Genomic DNA, 16,438 nt, shown 5'->3' on the forward strand with positions numbered 1-16,438 from the left:
CTGAGATGTTGCTGCTTCCAAGGAAGCAAAAGAGAGGAAGAAAGGCCGAAAGGAATCAGCCGCCGGGCATGCCGCCGCTACCGCCGGGTAGGCCGGGCGCCAGCTTGCTGGCGCCGTTGATGATCTGGCTGAGGAAGTTCTGATCCTTGCCGCCGGTCGGCGTGGTCCGCGAGATGAAGTCGAACACCTTGCCGTCCTTCAAGCCGTAATTGGCGATCTGGGTAACGCGCCCGTCCTCGCCGAAATAGACGGCCAGCACCTTCTGGTCGACCAGCCTCGGCTTGTCGAAGGCGACGTAACGCTTGCGCGTCTGTGAGATGTAGTAGAAGGCCTCGTTGTCGAAAGTCGCCTTCGTCGATGGCGTGCCGAGCGCCAGAAGCACCTGTTCGCGGCTTGAGCCGACCGGCACCAGGTCGATCGCCTGCTGGTCGATGACGTAGCCCTGCGTCAGCGTCTCGCTCGGATTGAGATCACCGATCATCTTCGACGAGTTGCAGGCGGAAAGCGCCGAAGCGAGCACCAGCAGCGAGATCGCGCCGGCGGACCTTGACAAAGCGGGCCTGGGCAGAAAAGTCGACTTGATTTTCAGCGCGCGCAACTACAACTCCATTAGCTGGCCGCAACTTGCGCTGGGCCGCAAAACCGGTAAACCAGCTTGCTCGCCGATGCAACAAGGCCAATTCAACAAACGGTCCCCGGGAGACCACCCTCAATGTTCCAGCGCCTTTTTGGTCGCGAACGTCACGCCAACCGCGCTATCACCGAGGCGCTTTACGCACAAATCGTGGCAGCGGCGCGGCAAACCGTGTTTTATTCCGACTGGAATGTACCGGACACGCCGCTTGGCCGCTTCGAGATGCTGTCGCTGCACATGTTCCTGTTTCAGCACCGGCTGCGCGGCGAGGGCGGCGTTGCCGGGGAGGTCGCGCAGGTGCTGATCGACGAGTTCTTCATGGATGTCGAGCATTCGCTGCGGGAACTGGGCGTCGGCGACGTCGGTGTGCCGAAGCGCATGAAGAAACTGGCGAAGATGTTCTACGGCCGCACCGCCGCTTATGACGATGCGCTGGAGCGAAATGACCACGACGCACTTTCTATTGCCCTTGCCCGCAATGTCAGGCCCGATGCCGGCGCCTGGCCGCAAGCAACGGATCTGGCCGGCTACGTCGCCGATGTCTCCAGGCGACTCGCGGAACAGCCGACCGAATCGATTGTTTCCGGCACGGTGGCATTCCCCGTCCCCAAGACTATCTAAGGAAAAGATGAAACACGCCGATTCCCAGAGCCCTGTGTCCTTCCTGGCCAATGTCGCCCGGCTGCCGCAAAAGGGGCTGCCGGTGGTGATCGAGGCCGACGCCGCGCAACGCGCCGCGCTGGCGGGCGAGCACGAGCTGCTCTCGGTCGAGAACTACCGCGCCGAACTCCTAGTGACGCCATGGAAGCGCAACGGCGTCAAGGTCAGCGGCCGCGTCGAGGCCGACATCACCCAGGCCTGCATCGTCACCCTCGACCCGGTCACGGCGCATATCGACGAGGCGGTCGACGGGTTGTTTCTGCCGGAGCAGTCCAAGCTCGGGCGGCAGGGTTTCGAGGGCGGCGGCGAGATACTGCTCGATGCCGAAGGGCCGGACAGCCCGGAGACATTTTCCGGCAATACGATTGATGTCGGAGCGCTTGCCGAACAGTTCTTTGGACTGGCGATCGATCCCTATCCGCGCAAGCAAGGCGTTTCGATGGAGGCTGCCGACGATGCCGGGACTGAGGAAAGCGAATTCCAGCAAAAGCTGCGTTCCCTGCTGGGAAAATCCTGAAAAGCCGACCCAATCGGAGAAAGCCGGTTGTGCGGCAGCCCAAAAACGCTATTTTCGCCGAACCTTCGCGAGCCCCAAACCGTTGCCAGCGCCAGGCGCTCGCTCAAGCAAACTGTGAGATGAATACCGCGTGATCAGGATTTCCATCGATGCCATGGGCGGCGATCACGGACCAAGCGTGGTCATCCCTGCGCTCATGACGGTCGCGACCCGGCGTCCCGACATCCGTTTCGTCATCTATGGTCGCGAGGAGGCGGTGCGCCCCGAGCTCGCAAAATTCCCCAAGCTGGCGGAAGTGAGCGAGTTCATCCATTGCGAGATAGCGGTCAGGATGGACGACAAGCCGAGCCAGGCGCTGCGCCATGGTCGCTGGAAGTCGTCGATGTGGAAAGCCGTCGAGGCGGTCAAGGCAGGCACCGCCGACGCCTGCATCTCGGCCGGCAACACCGGCGCGTTGATGGCGATGTCGAGGTTCTGCCTTCGCACCATGGCGACCATCGACCGCCCGGCGATCGCGGCGCTCTGGCCGACATTGCGCGGCGAAAGCGTGGTGCTGGACGTCGGCGCCACCATCGGCGCGGATGCGCATCAACTGGTTGATTTTGCCATTCTGGGCACCGGCATGGCGCGCTCGGTTTTCGGCATCGAACGGCCGAGCGTCGGCCTGCTCAATGTCGGCGTCGAGGAGATCAAGGGCCAGGAAGAGGTCAAGGAGGCGGGCCGCATGTTGCGCGAAGCCAACATGGCCTCGATGAACTACCATGGCTTCGTCGAGGGCGACGACATCGGCAAGGGCACGGTCGACGTGGTCGTCACCGAAGGATTTGCCGGCAACATCGCGCTGAAGACGGCGGAAGGAACGGTACGACAGATCGCCGGTTACCTGCGCGCCGCGATGAACCGGACGCTGATGGCCAGGATCGGCTATATATTCGCCAAGGGCGCCTTCGATCGCCTGCGCGAAAAGATGGATGTCGGCCGCTCCAATGGCGGTGTTTTCCTGGGGCTGAACGGCATCGTGGTGAAAAGCCATGGCGGGGCTGATTCGGACGGCTTCGCGGCGGCGATCGAGCTTGGCTACGACATGGTGCGCAACAATCTGCTCGATCGCATCGAAGCCGACCTCGACCTGTTCCATGCGCGCAATCCGCATGCCCAGACATCTAGGAAATCCGACGTCGTTGCCGACGCAGAGGAATAGGAAAGAGCCTTGATCAGATCAGTCGTGCGCGGCACAGGCGCCGCGCTGCCCCGCCGCATTATGAAGAATGCCGATTTCGAAGGCATGGTCGAGACGTCAGACGAATGGATCGCCCAGCGCACCGGCATCCGCCAGCGCCATATCGCGGCCGACGACGAGACGACGGCTTCGCTCGGCGAGGCGGCGGCGCGCGCGGCGCTGGCCAATGCCGGCCTGACGCCAGCCGATATCGACTTGATCGTGCTGGCGACGTCGACGCCCAACAACACCTTTCCGGCGACCGCTGTCGAGATCCAGAACCGGCTCGGCATGCATCACGGCTTCGCCTTCGACATGCAGGCGGTATGCTCGGGCTTCGTCTACGCGGTGACGACCGCCGACCTCTATATCCGCGGCGGCCTGGCAAAACGCGTGCTGGTGATCGGCTCGGAAACCTTCTCGCGCATCCTCGACTGGAGCGACCGCTCGACCTGCGTCCTGTTCGGCGACGGCGCCGGCGCGATGGTGCTGGAAGCAGGAGAGGGGGCGGGCAGTATTGCCGACCACGGCGTTCTGGCGGCCAGCCTGCGCTCCGACGGGGCCCACAAGGACAAACTGTTCGTCGACGGTGGACCGTCGACCACCGGAACGGTGGGCCATCTCAGGATGGAGGGCCGCGAGGTGTTCAAGCACGCGGTCGGCATGATCACCGACGTCATCGAGGCGACGTTCGCACAGGCCGGCATCACCGCTGAAGATCTCGACTGGTTCGTGCCGCATCAGGCCAATAAACGAATTATCGACGCTTCCGCCAAAAAGCTCGGGATAGCAGAGAAAAAGGTGGTGGTTACGGTCGATCTGCACGGCAACACCTCGGCTGCTTCCGTGCCGCTGGCTCTGTCGGTGGCCGTCGCCGACGGCCGCATCAAGAAGGGTGACCTGGTGCTAATCGAGGCGATGGGCGGGGGCTTCACCTGGGGCGCGGTTTTGGTTCGCTGGTAAGTTTGCCGAACTGACAGGTTCGGTCCTTGACCTTGCCGGATCAATTACTTAGGCTCTATCTTTGCTTGTATCGATTTATATTTTTGAGCTGATGGGACGGTTCGCATGGGGGGAAAGACACTTACGCGCGCCGATCTTGCTGAAGCCGTTTATCGCAAGGTCGGCTTGTCGCGTACTGAATCGGCCGAGCTCGTCGAAGCGGTTCTGGATGAGATTTGCGAAGCGATCGTTCGCGGCGAGACGGTGAAATTGTCGTCGTTCGCGACGTTCCATGTCCGCTCCAAGAACGAGCGCATCGGGCGCAATCCCAAAACCGGCGAGGAAGTGCCAATCCTGCCGCGCCGCGTGATGACCTTCAAATCATCGAATGTGCTGAAGAACCGCATCCTGCGCGCCCATCAGAACAGCAAGGCCAAGGGCAGCAAATAGCGCCTGCGCTTCAAAGCCTAGTTGAAAACGGCCGCCTCCTTTGACGCCGGGCTTGAATATTGTTTCATAAACCGCTGAAATAAGGCCCGATTCGGCAGAACAAGCCGGATCGGAATGGTTCTTTGTTGAGCATGATCTTGCCCGAAAACCGATTCCCACCTTTCGGGATCATGCTCCAGCGTGAGGATTTCGCCCATGGACAAGAGCCCCGATGCTTTCCGCACCATCAGTGAGGTCGCAGAAGATCTCGACCTGCCGCAGCATGTGCTGCGTTTCTGGGAAACGCGTTTCAACCAGATCAAGCCGATGAAACGCGGCGGCGGCCGCCGCTACTACCGGCCGCAGGATGTCGAACTGATCAAGGGCATCCGCCACATGCTCTACGACCAGGGCTATACGATCAAGGGCGTGCAGAAGCTGCTGCGCGAGAACGGCAACCACTTCCTGGTCGCCATCGGCAATGGCGACATGGCGGCCGTCGAGGCGATCTCGCAACGCCGGCAGGCCGATGCGGTGCCGCTGACGCCGGCGGCCCAGCCGCGCGGCGCCGATGATGAGATGCTGGTCGGCGAGCCCAAGGTGAAACCCAGCCGGCGCTTTTTCGGCCTGGGCAAAACCGACGACGAAGGTCCGGTGCAGCCGGGCACGTCGAAACTCTCGCGCGACAATCGCGCTTTGCTGCAGGAAGCACTGTTCGACCTTCTGGAGTGCAAGCGCCTGCTCGATCAGGTGCGCTAAGAGCCGATCGATCGCCGGCAGAACCGGAACTGCTTCCGGAATCATGCGTTCCTCCCGGAAAGGAAGGAAGCATATCATGGTATCATTTTCGACCCTCTCCCACATCGACCTTGAAAAGCAGGTCGCGGCCCTCTCCAGGGAACTGGCGGCGCTGAGGAAAGCCGTGTCCAGGCGGGGCAGCGCCTACTACGAGGACGGGCGTGACACAGCGTCGGACTATTATTCGGATCTTGCCGAGCGCTTCAGCGAGGCGCTGCCTGCGATCAGGAGGCAAAGCAGGGTGATAGAAAAGTCAGCCCGCGAGCACCCGGCGACAGCGGCCGCTGTCGGGCTGGTTGTGGTCGGCCTCGTCGCCAGCCTGCTCCTCAGCCGACAGCAGAAAACGTCGCGAGCGACGTCGAGATCGGCACGTTGAGGCAAAAGAAAGTGGCGGCCATCCCGTAGACAGCCGCCCCTTTCGTCGAGGTGGATCAGCGCGCGAGCTTGAGCCTGTTGTTCGGGCTGACCTGGGCGGTCTGGCTGCATTTGCCGTAGACAGTGCCGTTGGAATCGGTGGCATCCGTGTATGTGCCCTTGCAGTCGAGCTGCAGCACCAGGCAATGACCCGCGCCCTTACAAACCGCGCCGCCGCCGCTCGGATGCGTGCCGTCGGCGAAGGCCGAGCTCGGAACGGAAATCGAGCTGAAGGCCGAGACGACGATGGCAGCGGCGAGCGACAGGCGCTTGAAGTTCGAGATATTGGTCATTTGAGCATTTCCTTCTCTTGGATCGAGGATCGCCGTCCTGGCGTCCTTCCGGTTGGGGAGCGCCTTTCTTGGCGTCCATACCGTCTTGGTGCGGCTCGGAGAGGAAAGGTTCACGCGTCGGTTCAAAAAGAATGGCAGGTGCTGACGCGTTCTGCGCTTGGGTCAAGCTCCCGCCGCTGTTTCGATCCTTCCAAAACGACTGGCGTGCCGGCGACAGGCGCCTAACGAGCGAGGGCTGAGAGCCGTCGAAGAAATCGACGATCGGCCAGTCGAAGAACCTGATCGGGACGGCGCCCCGCGCCGGCGCCGCTGAGACCGATGCCGCGGCCGCGCCGGTCCGGCATCACGTTGCCGTGACGGTTCCTTTGGTGCTTGGCAAATCGTTAATGACCGGGCATTGTCGCGGCCGTCCCAGGCAACATCATTATTTGATCAAACTCTTTCAGACCACGGAGTTGCCAATGTCCCAAATAGCAAAAAAAGAACCCTTCTCCGAACTGGCGGCAATCGAAGCTACGCCTGATCACAGCGCCCTCAGAACCATCCGGGAAACCAGGGGATACAGCATGGAAGAGCTGTCTCTGACGTGCGGCCTGGCGGTCGATGAGATCGCGGACATCGAGAACGGCAAGAATGCCGATCCATCGAAGCTTCGACGAATAGCCTCTGCGCTTAGGCTTCCGGAAAACGCGCTGGTCAATACACCCGTGCTGACACAATCCGCGGACAGTCGACCCGTCTCATAGCAGCGACGCCAGAGCATCAAACCATACGAGCAAACGAGCGTGATTCTGGATTTGAAGTTCCTGAGTGCTGACGACATGCAACAGAGCAGGAACTTCAAATCCATCGCGCCGGGCATCGGCGTGACGGCCGCCGAATTCGGTTGACCCGAACCGGGTTATCACGATACATCGCGACCGGTCCGGAGTGTAGCGCAGCCCGGTAGCGCACTTGACTGGGGGTCAAGGGGTCGTCGGTTCGAATCCGGCCACTCCGACCAAATAAGCCTTTGAAGACTAAGGCTTATTTGAAATCCGGGGAAACTAGCGACGACGCGAAAAGTAAAATTGGGGCCTTTCTGGGGCCTTTTCCTTTTCTGGGGGCCGTGCCAGTCTGGGGCCATGCCGGCCGCAGATTCCGTTCCCCGCGACAATTGCCGGCCCGAATTGCGCGGCCTGAGTCGCGCCGTGAACGGGCCGACGATCGGCGGCGTACAATGTGCCCGGCAGCGATTCGCTGCCGGCAAGGGCAAGGGCACATGCTTTTCAATGTAAGCGGGGTCGAGGCGCAGCACCGGCCATTGATCCAGAATGGCAATCTTGGCGACGCCTACCGTGCCGGCACATTCGGATGCGTCAGGTTGATCGAGGATGTTGTTCGCGGAGGAAGCTGGAATGACGAGCGCGCCACTTTCGTCGTCATCGAACTTGCCGTTCGCATGATCAACGACTGCGGTGCCGCTGGCCAATTGCCTTGGCCGGCTTCTGGTCGGCGGCGGGCCATCAGGTTCGCGATCTAGTGGAATGCCATCAGCTGATCGAATATTTCCGCTATCAGCCTTCTCGCGCGCAACCGTGGCTCGATTGCGTGGGCAAGGAGCGCCACGACAAATTCAACTTCGGCTTAGTCGGTCGGGAGCTTGAGAAGCTGCGCGGACCAGCGAAGTTCGACCTCAAGCAGAGTTTCGGGTTCTATTCGAATGCAGGGAGCCATCCCAGCACCGGCGGCCTTGCGTGGCAAATGACGGACGTTGGCCAGAAGCTCATCGGGCCGGTTCCGCACCCGGATCGCTTCCGCCTTTTCATAGGCGATCTGTGGGCGCATGCGACGAGGGCGACGCTGGATTTTGTCGACACCATGGATGCGCTCAATCCGGACCACGAGCCGATCCGCGATCAGTTTCGTTTCAGCCATGCCGTGGTCGTCGGCGGAAGGAACTTGCTCGCCAGCATCACCGCCGAACAGGTGCGCGAGTTCTGGAAATAGCCGGCCGCGCGCTGCGGCGGCGGTAATGGCCGCCTGGGCGGCGCGGATACACGCGCCCGTTGCTAGACGGGACGGCCTCCTTGGGCAAAGCTCCGAATCGCGGGGGCCATTGGCAATCCCGCAGGGTCGGCGGGTTCAGGCAATGCCCATTGAAAGATGGGCTGCCGACTTCCCCTTTTTGGCTGTAGCGCTCGGCGGCTGGCGCTCTCGATTGCCGTTTCGTTCGTGAGCGAAACGGTGAACTTCCCATTCACGTCTTGCTCTTGTTTAGGGAGCAATTGCATTCGGGATCGGCCATGGCGGCGACCATGGGCGCGCTGTCCTTTCGTCATTTGCCGGCGGCATCCGGCGCGCTCGGCGGCGGCGCATATTGCGACCAGCCAAATCGGCTTTGCAGGCTGAACATGATCGCTTTCAACGCTGCGCCGTCATTGCCGCCGGCAATGCGCAGCAGATTGCGGATCAGCTCGGCCTCGACGCGCGCGGCGCCTCGGCGAAGTTCAGGCCGATAGTGCCGATAGAGCGTCGATCGCGGGATATCGAGCGCATTGCAGATCTGTGCGATCGGGACGGCGGAACCGGCGAGCACCTCGACTGCCAACCGCCTTGCTCGAGTCGGCTCATGCGGCGGGCGCCCGCGTTTGATCGGCTGTGCGCTCATTTTTCCATCTATGGAGTCCCTAAAATGCCCGGAAGCCCAGCCTCGTTTTTTATAGGACAGAAAAAAAATTCTCCGCATGCCGCCCGCACCGGCCCGGCGCCGCGCGGCCTTGGGAAGTTTGCACCCCGCCCCCTGAACCAGCGGGGAGGCGAAACTACCGCCTAGGGTGGGTCACGGTCTGACTCCTGTTCACTGAGGACGCGGAGGATTCGCGGCGGCTGTCGCTTCAATGCGTTTGGCTACCAACTCCTGCAAACGCCACAGCTGCTTGTCATGAATCCCCAAATCTTCAAGGTGACTTACAGTGCTGTGGAGATAGTCGGCCATGGAACCCCACGGACCGCACGCGACCGCGAGCGCATCGGCGATCTGTTCCAGCGACAGCCCGCGGACATAGCGCTCGCTGCTCCGGTTAATCACAAAGGTGATCGCGTGGAGCGCTCCTTTATCGGTGCGAACATTCACCCAACGCGGCGAATGAGCGGACGGCTTGGCTCGTATCTCACGACGAAAGAGCCTGCCGAGATTGGCCTCGATAGCATTCGGTGGCAGGCGATAGACCGCGCCCTTGCACCGCCCGCCACGGTCGAGCGACAACATGAGTGCGGGTCGCCTGTCTGATCCTCGAAACCACCGGTCCCAACCGAGGCAGAAGGAGCGGTGCCACCCGGGCACAAAGCCTACCCGCTGCTCCACGAAATCACAGGCCGGGTTCCACATCAGTGATCCATAGGCAAAGATCCAGACCTCATCAGCCGACGGTGCGGCGGCAAGTATAGCCCGGACAGTGTCATCATGGTCTGCGTCGGACGGCGCAGTAAAGGGCGGCGGCAGAGATTCGTCCACACTGAGGACTCTCGCGACCAGCTCGGGCGTTAATCGCATTCGACTTGGTTTTGGGACCATCGCTCGCTATCACTCGCACCAGTCGACTGAGGCATCAAGCATTAGATACCTACGGCTCGATGATAGCTGACGGGATCATCTACAGATTGCGCGCGCCGATATCGTCGTCAGGCCACGTTGCCGAAGTCGCCATAGGTCAGCGCTGTCGGCTGCTTGACGGCAAGACCGATCCGCTCCTCGGCCAAGATGGCGACTAGGTTGCGCACAAAGAAATCAGCATGCTCGGTGCTGACCTCAACGCGCGCGGCCCAGCGATCGTACAAGGTGCCTGCCTGCTGGTAGCTGCCGACCAAGAACTTATCGACGGCCATCGCTTGCGTCGGCACGACAGGCAAGCCGAACAGAGCGGGCTGCACAACAGCTTGTGGATCGCCCAAGATGTACCGGCCATCACCATCCTTCAAAAGCCGGAGTCGCATCCAGTCCGACGGATGCATGACGATGCCGTCCGCCGGGAAGTCGGCCAGCGCGTTCTGCAGGATCGCGAGGCCGATCGTGTCGAGCATCGTCGGATCGGCGATGGTGAACGGCGCCGCGAAGGCCGTGGCGTTCGTGACAAGGCCGTTGAGGTTGCTGCCGGTGCCGTCGCCGTTGAGCAACTGCGCTTCTTCAGCGAGCGCTAGGCCATAGCGAAGCCGTCGATTATGTCGCGAAGCTGCGGCACATCATCGAGCACCTGCCGCGACGCCGGAATCCAATGCGCAATGACTTGCGTCGGCAAGGTTCGCAGGACGAATGCCAGCGCGCTTTCCGGCTTCGTTGCGCCCTCGGCCACGGTCGCCGCGTTGTTCGTGCGTCCGGTCTGCGCCGGCCGCCTATGCGCTTCGATTTTTCCATGGGCAGTAGGGAAAAACTCCTCGACCGATTTTTCGCCGGCAAGAAAAAATTCTCCGCATGGGGCCCGCGCGGGCCCGCCGGGCGGCGGGCTTGGCAACTTTCGACCGTCCCCCTGATGCTAAACTACCGCTTAGGGTGGAAACTTGCCGTATGCGCGCCTGTCGGAACGACGTGATTGCGGCAAGGAGCGGACGTCGCCCCGCCTATGCGGCTTGCTCACTCTAGCGTCGGGGCGGTCCGCAGACCGTTGAATCGAAATCGCTACGAAGCCCACGGGCAGACCTTAGCCTCCTGCGCTGAGCATTTCGATGATTGTTAAATCCAAAGAATCACCACAGGACGGTGGCCGTCGAGCGAGTTTTCAGCAGCCCAGCCTATTAATGTGCAACTTGGGAAGCTGCCGACATCAATTCCTCGGGATTCAGCGCTCTGAAGGTGTTGAGGCCATCCTCCAGAACTTCAGTGAAGTTCCAGCGTACGATGCCCGCCCGGTCGATTAGGAACTGACCGACAAGCTGCGCCTGGCTGGAAGCCATCGCCTGCTGATCGACTTCCGTAATCTCATATCCTTCCTTCTTGTTAAGAAATTCATTCATTGCCATGACGTTCATAGGCTCGGGCAACTCGCCCGGGAGATGGAACGGTATCGCCATAACCGTGTCCATCCCGACCTCGCGCAAGCCGAAAGCACGGTGCGAGGCTCGCTCCGGGTCGGATGCGGCGAGAAGATCGGGTGCCGGGTGGTAACGGAAATAGAGCCGCGCCCGCTCGACCGGCGTATTGACCACAGCCAGGCATTCGACGCCTTTCTCACGCAGGGCCGGCTTGAGTTGCGCCATCGCCGCGACATGGCGCCGGCAGAACGGACAGTGCAGGCCTCGGAACAAACCGATCAACAACGGGCTCCGGCCTCGAAAATCATCGAGCGCGATCTTGCCTTCGCGTGAGATCGCATTGAGCACAACATTCGGTGCCCGGTCGCCCGGCTGCAGCGGGCGGTCAACACTACTCGTGGACATGGACAACCTCCTCGCCCCGGGGTCAGTCAGGGAAAGCAGCACACCCAGCGTTTCGGAGGCGATCAAGTGCTGGGGCGAAAGCTTCCTGTGCCAAGGCAATAGCTTTCGACCTCTGCCATATTGCCGAGGTCGAGATTACGCGCGTTGTAAGCCCATCATAACACGAAAAAGCATCTGCGGGTGCCGCCAAATGTGGTGAATTACCTTACGCGAGCGCACTCCCGAATGCTCTTGCGCTGAAGGTCAGGTTCCCGACCTCGATTTGGAGGTTCGGGTCGTCGGTTCGAATCCGGCCACTCCGACCATTTCAAAACTTAGACTTGTCCCCAGAAATCGATCATGCCCCAGCCGCTGGCACAGGCAGCTCCACCGGCCGCAACTGCCGCTGGTGGCGGTATTCGAGCGCGATGGCACCCCAGATCAGGCCGAGCAGCAGATAGACATGGCGCCAGTGGTCGATGTCGATGAAGGTGCCCAGCCCGATATTGCCGATGAAGGCGACATAGGCACACAGAAGATAGGGCTGCCACGGCCTGTCGCGCAGGAGAATGCGGAAGCCGGCCGCTATCGTCCAGCAGGTCAGCGCCAGAAACGATACGAAGCCCAGCCAGCCATAGTCCATCAGCATCTTCAGCCAGATGTCGTGCGTGTCCTCGCCGAAAATCGTGCCGAAGACGAGCGGGCCGATGCCGAGCGGATGCTCCAGCGCCATCTGGAAACCGATCGTGTAGCGGGCGAAACGGCCGAGGCGGGCGGTGTCGTAGCTCTGCTCCAGTTGGGCGCGGCTGGAAAACATTTCGGAAACGCCCGGCAGCTGCAGGATGACGAGCATCGCCATCACCAGCAGCGAGATGGCGGCGATGGTCATGACGACGACGCGCAGCCGGAACTTGCCGCTGGCGCTCTGCAGGAACAGAGCGCCGGTGAGCAGGATCGCCGAAACGCCGAACATGCCCCAGGCGCCACGCGAGAAGGAGAAGAAAATGCCGGCCGTGATAATCAGCAGCGGCACTGCCAGCAAGGGCATGCGTGAGACGGGACCCGTCAGCATGAGATAGAGCAGATAGATGCCGGGAAGCACCAGGAACGGCCCGAACACGTTCGGATCCTGGAAGGCGCCGGTGGCGCGGTCGTATTTGGTGAATATCTCCGCCCCTGGGAAGGCATGGAAATAGCCTGCTATGCCGAGCAGCGAGGTCAGCGCCGCCGATATCACATAGGCCAGGAAGATCGACCGGTAGAGACTGGGCTGGACCGATGTCACCGAGGCGACGAACACCGCGGTGAAGGCAAGGAACAGCGACACTGAGAGATAGAGCGGGGCGCCGGTAATATCCGACATCTGGGTCATCGAGATCATGCCGCCAATGTTCATGATCACCAGCAGCACCAGCAGCGGCGCTGCCGCGCGCGATATGCGCAGGCCGAACAAGGCCCACACCACGATCAGCCCGGCCATGTAGATGTCGTATGGGGCAGGCTCGGCAATGACGAAGCCGGACAGGAAGACGCCTAGGAAAACCGCGCCCGACGCAATCAGCGCAATCAGCTTGGCATTGACTGCGGCCGGCGGCAGTTCATGCGTGACGGCGCTCAATAAGCATTTTCCGTGTTGAGCAGCCGGATCGGTGTCAGGAACAGGATCCTCAGGTCGAACAGCAGCGACCAGTTCTCGATATAATACAGGTCGTACTCCGTCCGCATGCGGATCTTCTCGTTAGTGTCCATCTCGCCGCGCCAGCCATTGATCTGCGCCCAGCCGGTGACGCCGGGCTTGACCTTGTGGCGTGCGAAATAGCCGTCGACCACCTCATTGTAGAGAAGGTTGTGCGACTGGGCGGCAATGGCGTGCGGGCGCGGCCCCACCAGCGACAGCGAACCGAAAAGCGAATTGAAGAACTGCGGCAGCTCGTCGATCGAGGTCTTGCGGATGAAACGGCCGACGCGAGTGACGCGCGGGTCGTTCTTGGTCACCGTCTGCTTGGCCGTCGGATCCGCCTTGTCCGTGTACATCGAACGGAACTTGTAGACCTCGACGATCTCGTTGTTGAAGCCATGCCGCTTCTGGTGGAACAGCACCGGTCCCTTGCTGTCGAGCTTGATGGCGATCGCGGTCACCAGCATGACCGGCGAGAACACGATGATGCCGATGATCGAGAAGACGATGTCGAAGGCGCGCTTGGCGACCGAATCCCAGTCGTTGATCGGCTTGTCGAAGATATCGAGCATCGGCACGGAGCCGATGTAGGAATAGGCGCGCGGCCGGAACTGCAGCGCGTTCGAATGCGCCGAGAGCCGGATATCGACCGGCAGCACCCACAGCTTCTTCAAAAGCTGCAGGACGCGCGATTCGGCGGTCAGCGGCAGCGACACGATCAGCATGTCGATGCGGGCGATGCGGGCGAACTCGATGAGCTCGGAAACGGTGCCAAGCTTCGGGTAGCCGGCGACGATGGGTGGCGAGCGCTTGTCGCCGCGGTCGTCGAAGATGCCGCAGATGCGGATGTCGTTGTAGGGCTGCCTTTCGACGGAGCGGATCAGGACTTCCGCCGCCGTGCCGCCACCGACAATGACGGCGCGGCGCTCCATGCGCCCGTCGCGCGCCCAGCGCCGGATAAGCTTCGACATCAGCAGCCTGAGCCCGAAGATCAGCAAGAAGCCGACGACGAACCAGGTGCCGAAAAACAGGCGCGAATAGTCTTCCGACGTTTTCATGACGAATGCCGTGAGCGCCATCAAGGCGAATGTCCCCGCCCAGACCAGCAGGAGACGGCCGAAATTGGCGATCGGGCGCATCAGCGAGACGATCTGGTAGCAGTCGGTGACGTCGAGCAGCACCACGGCAAGGAACGAGGCGGCGGCGATCGTCAGCGGATATTGCCAGGCGAGATGGCTGAAGAAGCCGACATAGTAGAAATAGACGCAGAGACCCGACAGGAACAGCAGCGCGAATTCGACCAGTCGCAAGACGCCGCTGACCATGATCGGCGACATGGTATCGCGCCTGTATTGCGACGCGACCTGACGGGCGACGTCGTTCATCCCGCCAAGGCTATCGCCATTCGCCGGGCCGTCGAATTTGCGCACCGCGTCTATCGAAAAGCGGCGAGCGGGATCGATCTCGTTCATGGGTGCATCCGCAAAGCTTCCCTCAGGTGAATAGCAAAAGAGAGCTAAGAAACCCTTCAAACAACAGGTGGCTTTGGAGAAGCTTTTGGGGCTAGCGCCTTTTTGGAGCTAACGCTTGAGCGCGGCGAAATAGGCCGTCTCGATCGCGGCGGCCATCACGTCGGCGCCGAATCGCGCCTTGAGGTCGGCGGTGTCGGGCATCAAAGCGCCATAGGCTTTGGGGTCGGCCAGCGCCGCGCTCATCTTGTCGCCGAGCTCGCGCGGGTCGGGCCGGATCAGGGCAGGGGAACCGGCGCCAAGGATTTCCGGGATGCCGCCGACGGCGGTGGCGATCATCGATTTGCCGGCGGCGAGCGTCTCCAGCACGATATAGGGCATGGCTTCCGCGCGCGAGGGAACGACAACCAGTTCGGCCAGCGCGAAGGCTTTGCGCGCCGGCATCGGCGGCAGGAAGCGTATATGGCCTTCGAGCCCGAGCCGCTTCACTTGCGCATGGTAGCGCGGCAGGTCGTCACCGTCGCCGACCATCACCGCTTTCAACGGGCGGCCAAGCCGCGTTCCGGCAAGAACCAGCGCATCGATGAAGATGTCCGGTCCCTTGAGGTCGCGCATCATGCCGATATAGAGGACATCGGCCGCATTCTGCTCGGTCCGCACCGGCTCGAACTCGGCGGCGCGCAAGCCGTTGTGGACAAGGTTGTTCGGTGTGGGCGGCTCGCCGACCTTCCTGCGATAAGTCTGTCTTTCATAGTCGGAGACAAACAGAAGATAGTCGGTGAAGCGCGCCATGAACCGTTCGAGCGCGAAGAACAGCTTCCCCGCGACGGTGGTCTCGTCATAGTGAAGAGAGCCGCCATGGGGCGAATAAACGCGGGCTACGCGAGACCTTGATACCCGCAACAATGAGCCGAACAGGCGGGCATAGGCGCCACCCTTGGCGCCGTGCCCATGAAGCACGTCCGGCCGCAATTCCTTGATAATCCCAAAGGTGCGCCAGGCCGAGGCGAGGTCGCCCGGCCCGACATGCCGCTGCATCGGCGTGCGATGGATGCCGAGCGCCATTCTGCCTTTCATCTGTTCGAACAGGTGTTCCTCGAAATCGCCGCCCGTCGTCGAATCGCAGACGATGCCGACCAAATGCCCGGCGGCGACCTGCGCCTCGGTCAGGTCGCGCACATGACGAAAAATCCCTCCGACAGGTGAGCGAAAGCAGTGGACGATCCTGAGTGTGTCCGCCACGTGGTCTAGAACAGGCGTTCGCGAACGTAGACCGTGTCACCGGGCAGAAGCGGGTCGGAGGTGGCCACGCGACCGGTCATGACCTTGCCGTTGATGTCGCGGGTGATGTCGACGCTTTCCTGGTTGGCGCGCGGGCTGAAACCGCCGGCGATGGCGATCGCCTTTTGCACGGTCAGGCCGGGAACATAGGAGTATTGGCCCGCGGCACCGACTTCGCCCATGATGAAGATCGGCCGGTAGCGGTCTATCTCGACCGAAACGTCCGGATCGCGCAAATAACCCTGGCGCAATTTGTCGGCGATCTCGCCTTCGAGCTGCTGTGCGGTGTGGCCGCGCGCCGGCACGGCGCCGACGAGCGGGATCGACAGGTAGCCGGATTGGTCGACGCTGTAGACGTTGGTCAATCCTTCCTGCTCGAACACGGTGACGCGGACCCGGTCGCCGGCGCCGAGGCGATAGGGCTGATCGAGCATTTTATGAAAGGCGGCCGGCGCCGGCCGGTAGCTGGAGCAGCCGGCAAGCAACGACACGGCGAGCAGCGCGTGGAAGAGGGAAGCAGTGCTTTTCATGACCGGACACGTACCTTCGACTGGCCGCTGTTACGCCGCGGCAAACTTTGGGAGTCGAGGTCCGTTATCATCCCGTTAGGGTTAATGGCCGGTAAAGGCGCGCAGCGGAAGCGGCGGCATCCGACAAAAGACGACCGGTTTCGATGCTTTTATTGCCGCTTGCGAGTAAAACCTAACAGATGC

General features: G+C 61.7%; 19 protein-coding genes, 1 tRNA gene and 1 pseudogene. 11 read left to right on the top strand and 10 right to left on the bottom strand.

Annotated elements, in window-relative coordinates; genetic code table 11:
* Positions 1–55 precede the first annotated feature (55 nt).
* A complete protein-coding gene (locus RPG13_RS18090) occupies positions 56–598 on the bottom strand; it encodes an outer membrane protein assembly factor BamE (RefSeq protein ID WP_292625333.1) in 543 nt (180 codons plus the stop codon).
* Positions 599–712: 114 nt separating this feature from the next.
* Here RPG13_RS18090 and RPG13_RS18095 point away from each other — a divergent pair, with 114 nt between their 5' ends.
* The 7 genes from RPG13_RS18095 (at position 713) to RPG13_RS18125 (ending at position 5,575) form a co-directional block, all read left to right on the top strand.
* Positions 713–1,255, top strand: a complete 543-nt coding sequence (locus RPG13_RS18095; RefSeq protein ID WP_095485779.1) for a ubiquinol-cytochrome C chaperone family protein — start codon at positions 713–715, stop codon at positions 1,253–1,255.
* A gap of 7 nt (positions 1,256–1,262) precedes the next feature.
* Positions 1,263–1,811 (top strand): YceD family protein, encoded by a 549-nt coding sequence (locus RPG13_RS18100; protein ID WP_292625335.1) that lies wholly within the window; start codon positions 1,263–1,265, stop codon positions 1,809–1,811.
* 130 nt (positions 1,812–1,941) lie between these two features.
* Positions 1,942–3,012: a phosphate acyltransferase PlsX gene (gene plsX / locus RPG13_RS18105; RefSeq protein WP_292222056.1), complete on the top strand. Its 1,071-nt coding sequence runs from the start codon at positions 1,942–1,944 to the stop codon at positions 3,010–3,012.
* A 9-nt stretch (positions 3,013–3,021) separates the two neighbouring features.
* Complete coding sequence (locus RPG13_RS18110; protein WP_127206621.1) at positions 3,022–3,993, top strand: beta-ketoacyl-ACP synthase III; 972 nt, start codon at positions 3,022–3,024, stop codon at positions 3,991–3,993.
* A gap of 105 nt (positions 3,994–4,098) precedes the next feature.
* Positions 4,099–4,422: an integration host factor subunit alpha gene (locus RPG13_RS18115; protein WP_095485783.1), complete on the top strand. Its 324-nt coding sequence runs from the start codon at positions 4,099–4,101 to the stop codon at positions 4,420–4,422.
* 195 nt (positions 4,423–4,617) lie between these two features.
* Entirely contained in the window at positions 4,618–5,160 is a 543-nt protein-coding gene (locus RPG13_RS18120) for a MerR family transcriptional regulator (protein ID WP_095485784.1), read from the top strand.
* A 76-nt stretch (positions 5,161–5,236) separates the two neighbouring features.
* Positions 5,237–5,575 (top strand): hypothetical protein, encoded by a 339-nt coding sequence (locus tag RPG13_RS18125; protein ID WP_337125677.1) that lies wholly within the window; start codon positions 5,237–5,239, stop codon positions 5,573–5,575.
* Between the two features lie 55 nt (positions 5,576–5,630).
* On the opposite strand, the gene RPG13_RS18130 is transcribed toward RPG13_RS18125, so the two are convergent.
* The gene (locus RPG13_RS18130) at positions 5,631–5,906 is read right to left on the bottom strand and encodes a hypothetical protein (protein WP_095485786.1); all 276 of its coding nucleotides are present in this window, start codon (positions 5,904–5,906) and stop codon (positions 5,631–5,633) included.
* Positions 5,907–6,367: 461 nt separating this feature from the next.
* On the opposite strand from RPG13_RS18130, the gene RPG13_RS18135 reads away from it, so the two are divergent.
* The 4 genes from RPG13_RS18135 (at position 6,368) to RPG13_RS18150 (ending at position 7,895) form a co-directional block, all read left to right on the top strand.
* Positions 6,368–6,652 carry a helix-turn-helix domain-containing protein gene (locus RPG13_RS18135; RefSeq protein WP_127206755.1) on the top strand — a complete coding sequence of 95 codons (285 nt, stop codon included), beginning with the start codon at positions 6,368–6,370 and terminating at the stop codon, positions 6,650–6,652.
* A gap of 180 nt (positions 6,653–6,832) precedes the next feature.
* Positions 6,833–6,909 (top strand) — tRNA-Pro (locus RPG13_RS18140).
* A gap of 258 nt (positions 6,910–7,167) precedes the next feature.
* On the top strand, positions 7,168–7,428 hold the full coding sequence (locus RPG13_RS18145) for a hypothetical protein (RefSeq protein WP_337125678.1): 261 nt from the start codon (positions 7,168–7,170) through the stop codon (positions 7,426–7,428).
* Entirely contained in the window at positions 7,428–7,895 is a 468-nt protein-coding gene (locus RPG13_RS18150) for a hypothetical protein (protein ID WP_337125679.1), read from the top strand. Before RPG13_RS18145 ends, RPG13_RS18150 begins: the two co-directional genes overlap by 1 nt.
* A 328-nt stretch (positions 7,896–8,223) precedes the next feature.
* Here the strand turns inward: RPG13_RS18150 and RPG13_RS18155 are convergent, their stop codons facing one another.
* The 8 genes and pseudogenes from RPG13_RS18155 to RPG13_RS18190 all read right to left on the bottom strand — a co-directional run bounded on the left by RPG13_RS18155 (position 8,224) and on the right by RPG13_RS18190 (position 16,255).
* The gene (locus tag RPG13_RS18155) at positions 8,224–8,556 is read right to left on the bottom strand and encodes an RNA polymerase subunit sigma-70 (RefSeq protein WP_128242149.1); all 333 of its coding nucleotides are present in this window, start codon (positions 8,554–8,556) and stop codon (positions 8,224–8,226) included.
* A 189-nt stretch (positions 8,557–8,745) separates the two neighbouring features.
* Entirely contained in the window at positions 8,746–9,462 is a 717-nt protein-coding gene (locus RPG13_RS18160; RefSeq protein ID WP_127290711.1) for a gamma-glutamylcyclotransferase, read from the bottom strand.
* Between the two features lie 107 nt (positions 9,463–9,569).
* A pseudogene (locus RPG13_RS18165) lies at positions 9,570–10,237 on the bottom strand (phage major capsid protein).
* A gap of 439 nt (positions 10,238–10,676) precedes the next feature.
* The gene (locus RPG13_RS18170; RefSeq protein ID WP_091590900.1) at positions 10,677–11,318 is read right to left on the bottom strand and encodes a peroxiredoxin-like family protein; all 642 of its coding nucleotides are present in this window, start codon (positions 11,316–11,318) and stop codon (positions 10,677–10,679) included.
* A gap of 337 nt (positions 11,319–11,655) precedes the next feature.
* A complete protein-coding gene (locus RPG13_RS18175) occupies positions 11,656–12,915 on the bottom strand; it encodes an O-antigen ligase family protein (protein ID WP_292502552.1) in 1,260 nt (419 codons plus the stop codon).
* Positions 12,912–14,447 (bottom strand): undecaprenyl-phosphate glucose phosphotransferase, encoded by a 1,536-nt coding sequence (locus tag RPG13_RS18180; RefSeq protein WP_095485790.1) that lies wholly within the window; start codon positions 14,445–14,447, stop codon positions 12,912–12,914. Before RPG13_RS18180 ends, RPG13_RS18175 begins: the two co-directional genes overlap by 4 nt.
* Positions 14,448–14,555: 108 nt before the next feature.
* Positions 14,556–15,686 (bottom strand): glycosyltransferase family 4 protein, encoded by a 1,131-nt coding sequence (locus tag RPG13_RS18185; RefSeq protein WP_126106885.1) that lies wholly within the window; start codon positions 15,684–15,686, stop codon positions 14,556–14,558.
* Between the two features lie 5 nt (positions 15,687–15,691).
* Positions 15,692–16,255: a polysaccharide biosynthesis/export family protein gene (locus tag RPG13_RS18190; protein WP_095485792.1), complete on the bottom strand. Its 564-nt coding sequence runs from the start codon at positions 16,253–16,255 to the stop codon at positions 15,692–15,694.
* Positions 16,256–16,438 lie beyond the last annotated feature (183 nt).

This window comes from Mesorhizobium sp. ISC15 (genome assembly GCF_037162615.1).
Classification (GTDB): Bacteria; Pseudomonadota; Alphaproteobacteria; order Rhizobiales; family Rhizobiaceae; genus Mesorhizobium; species Mesorhizobium mediterraneum.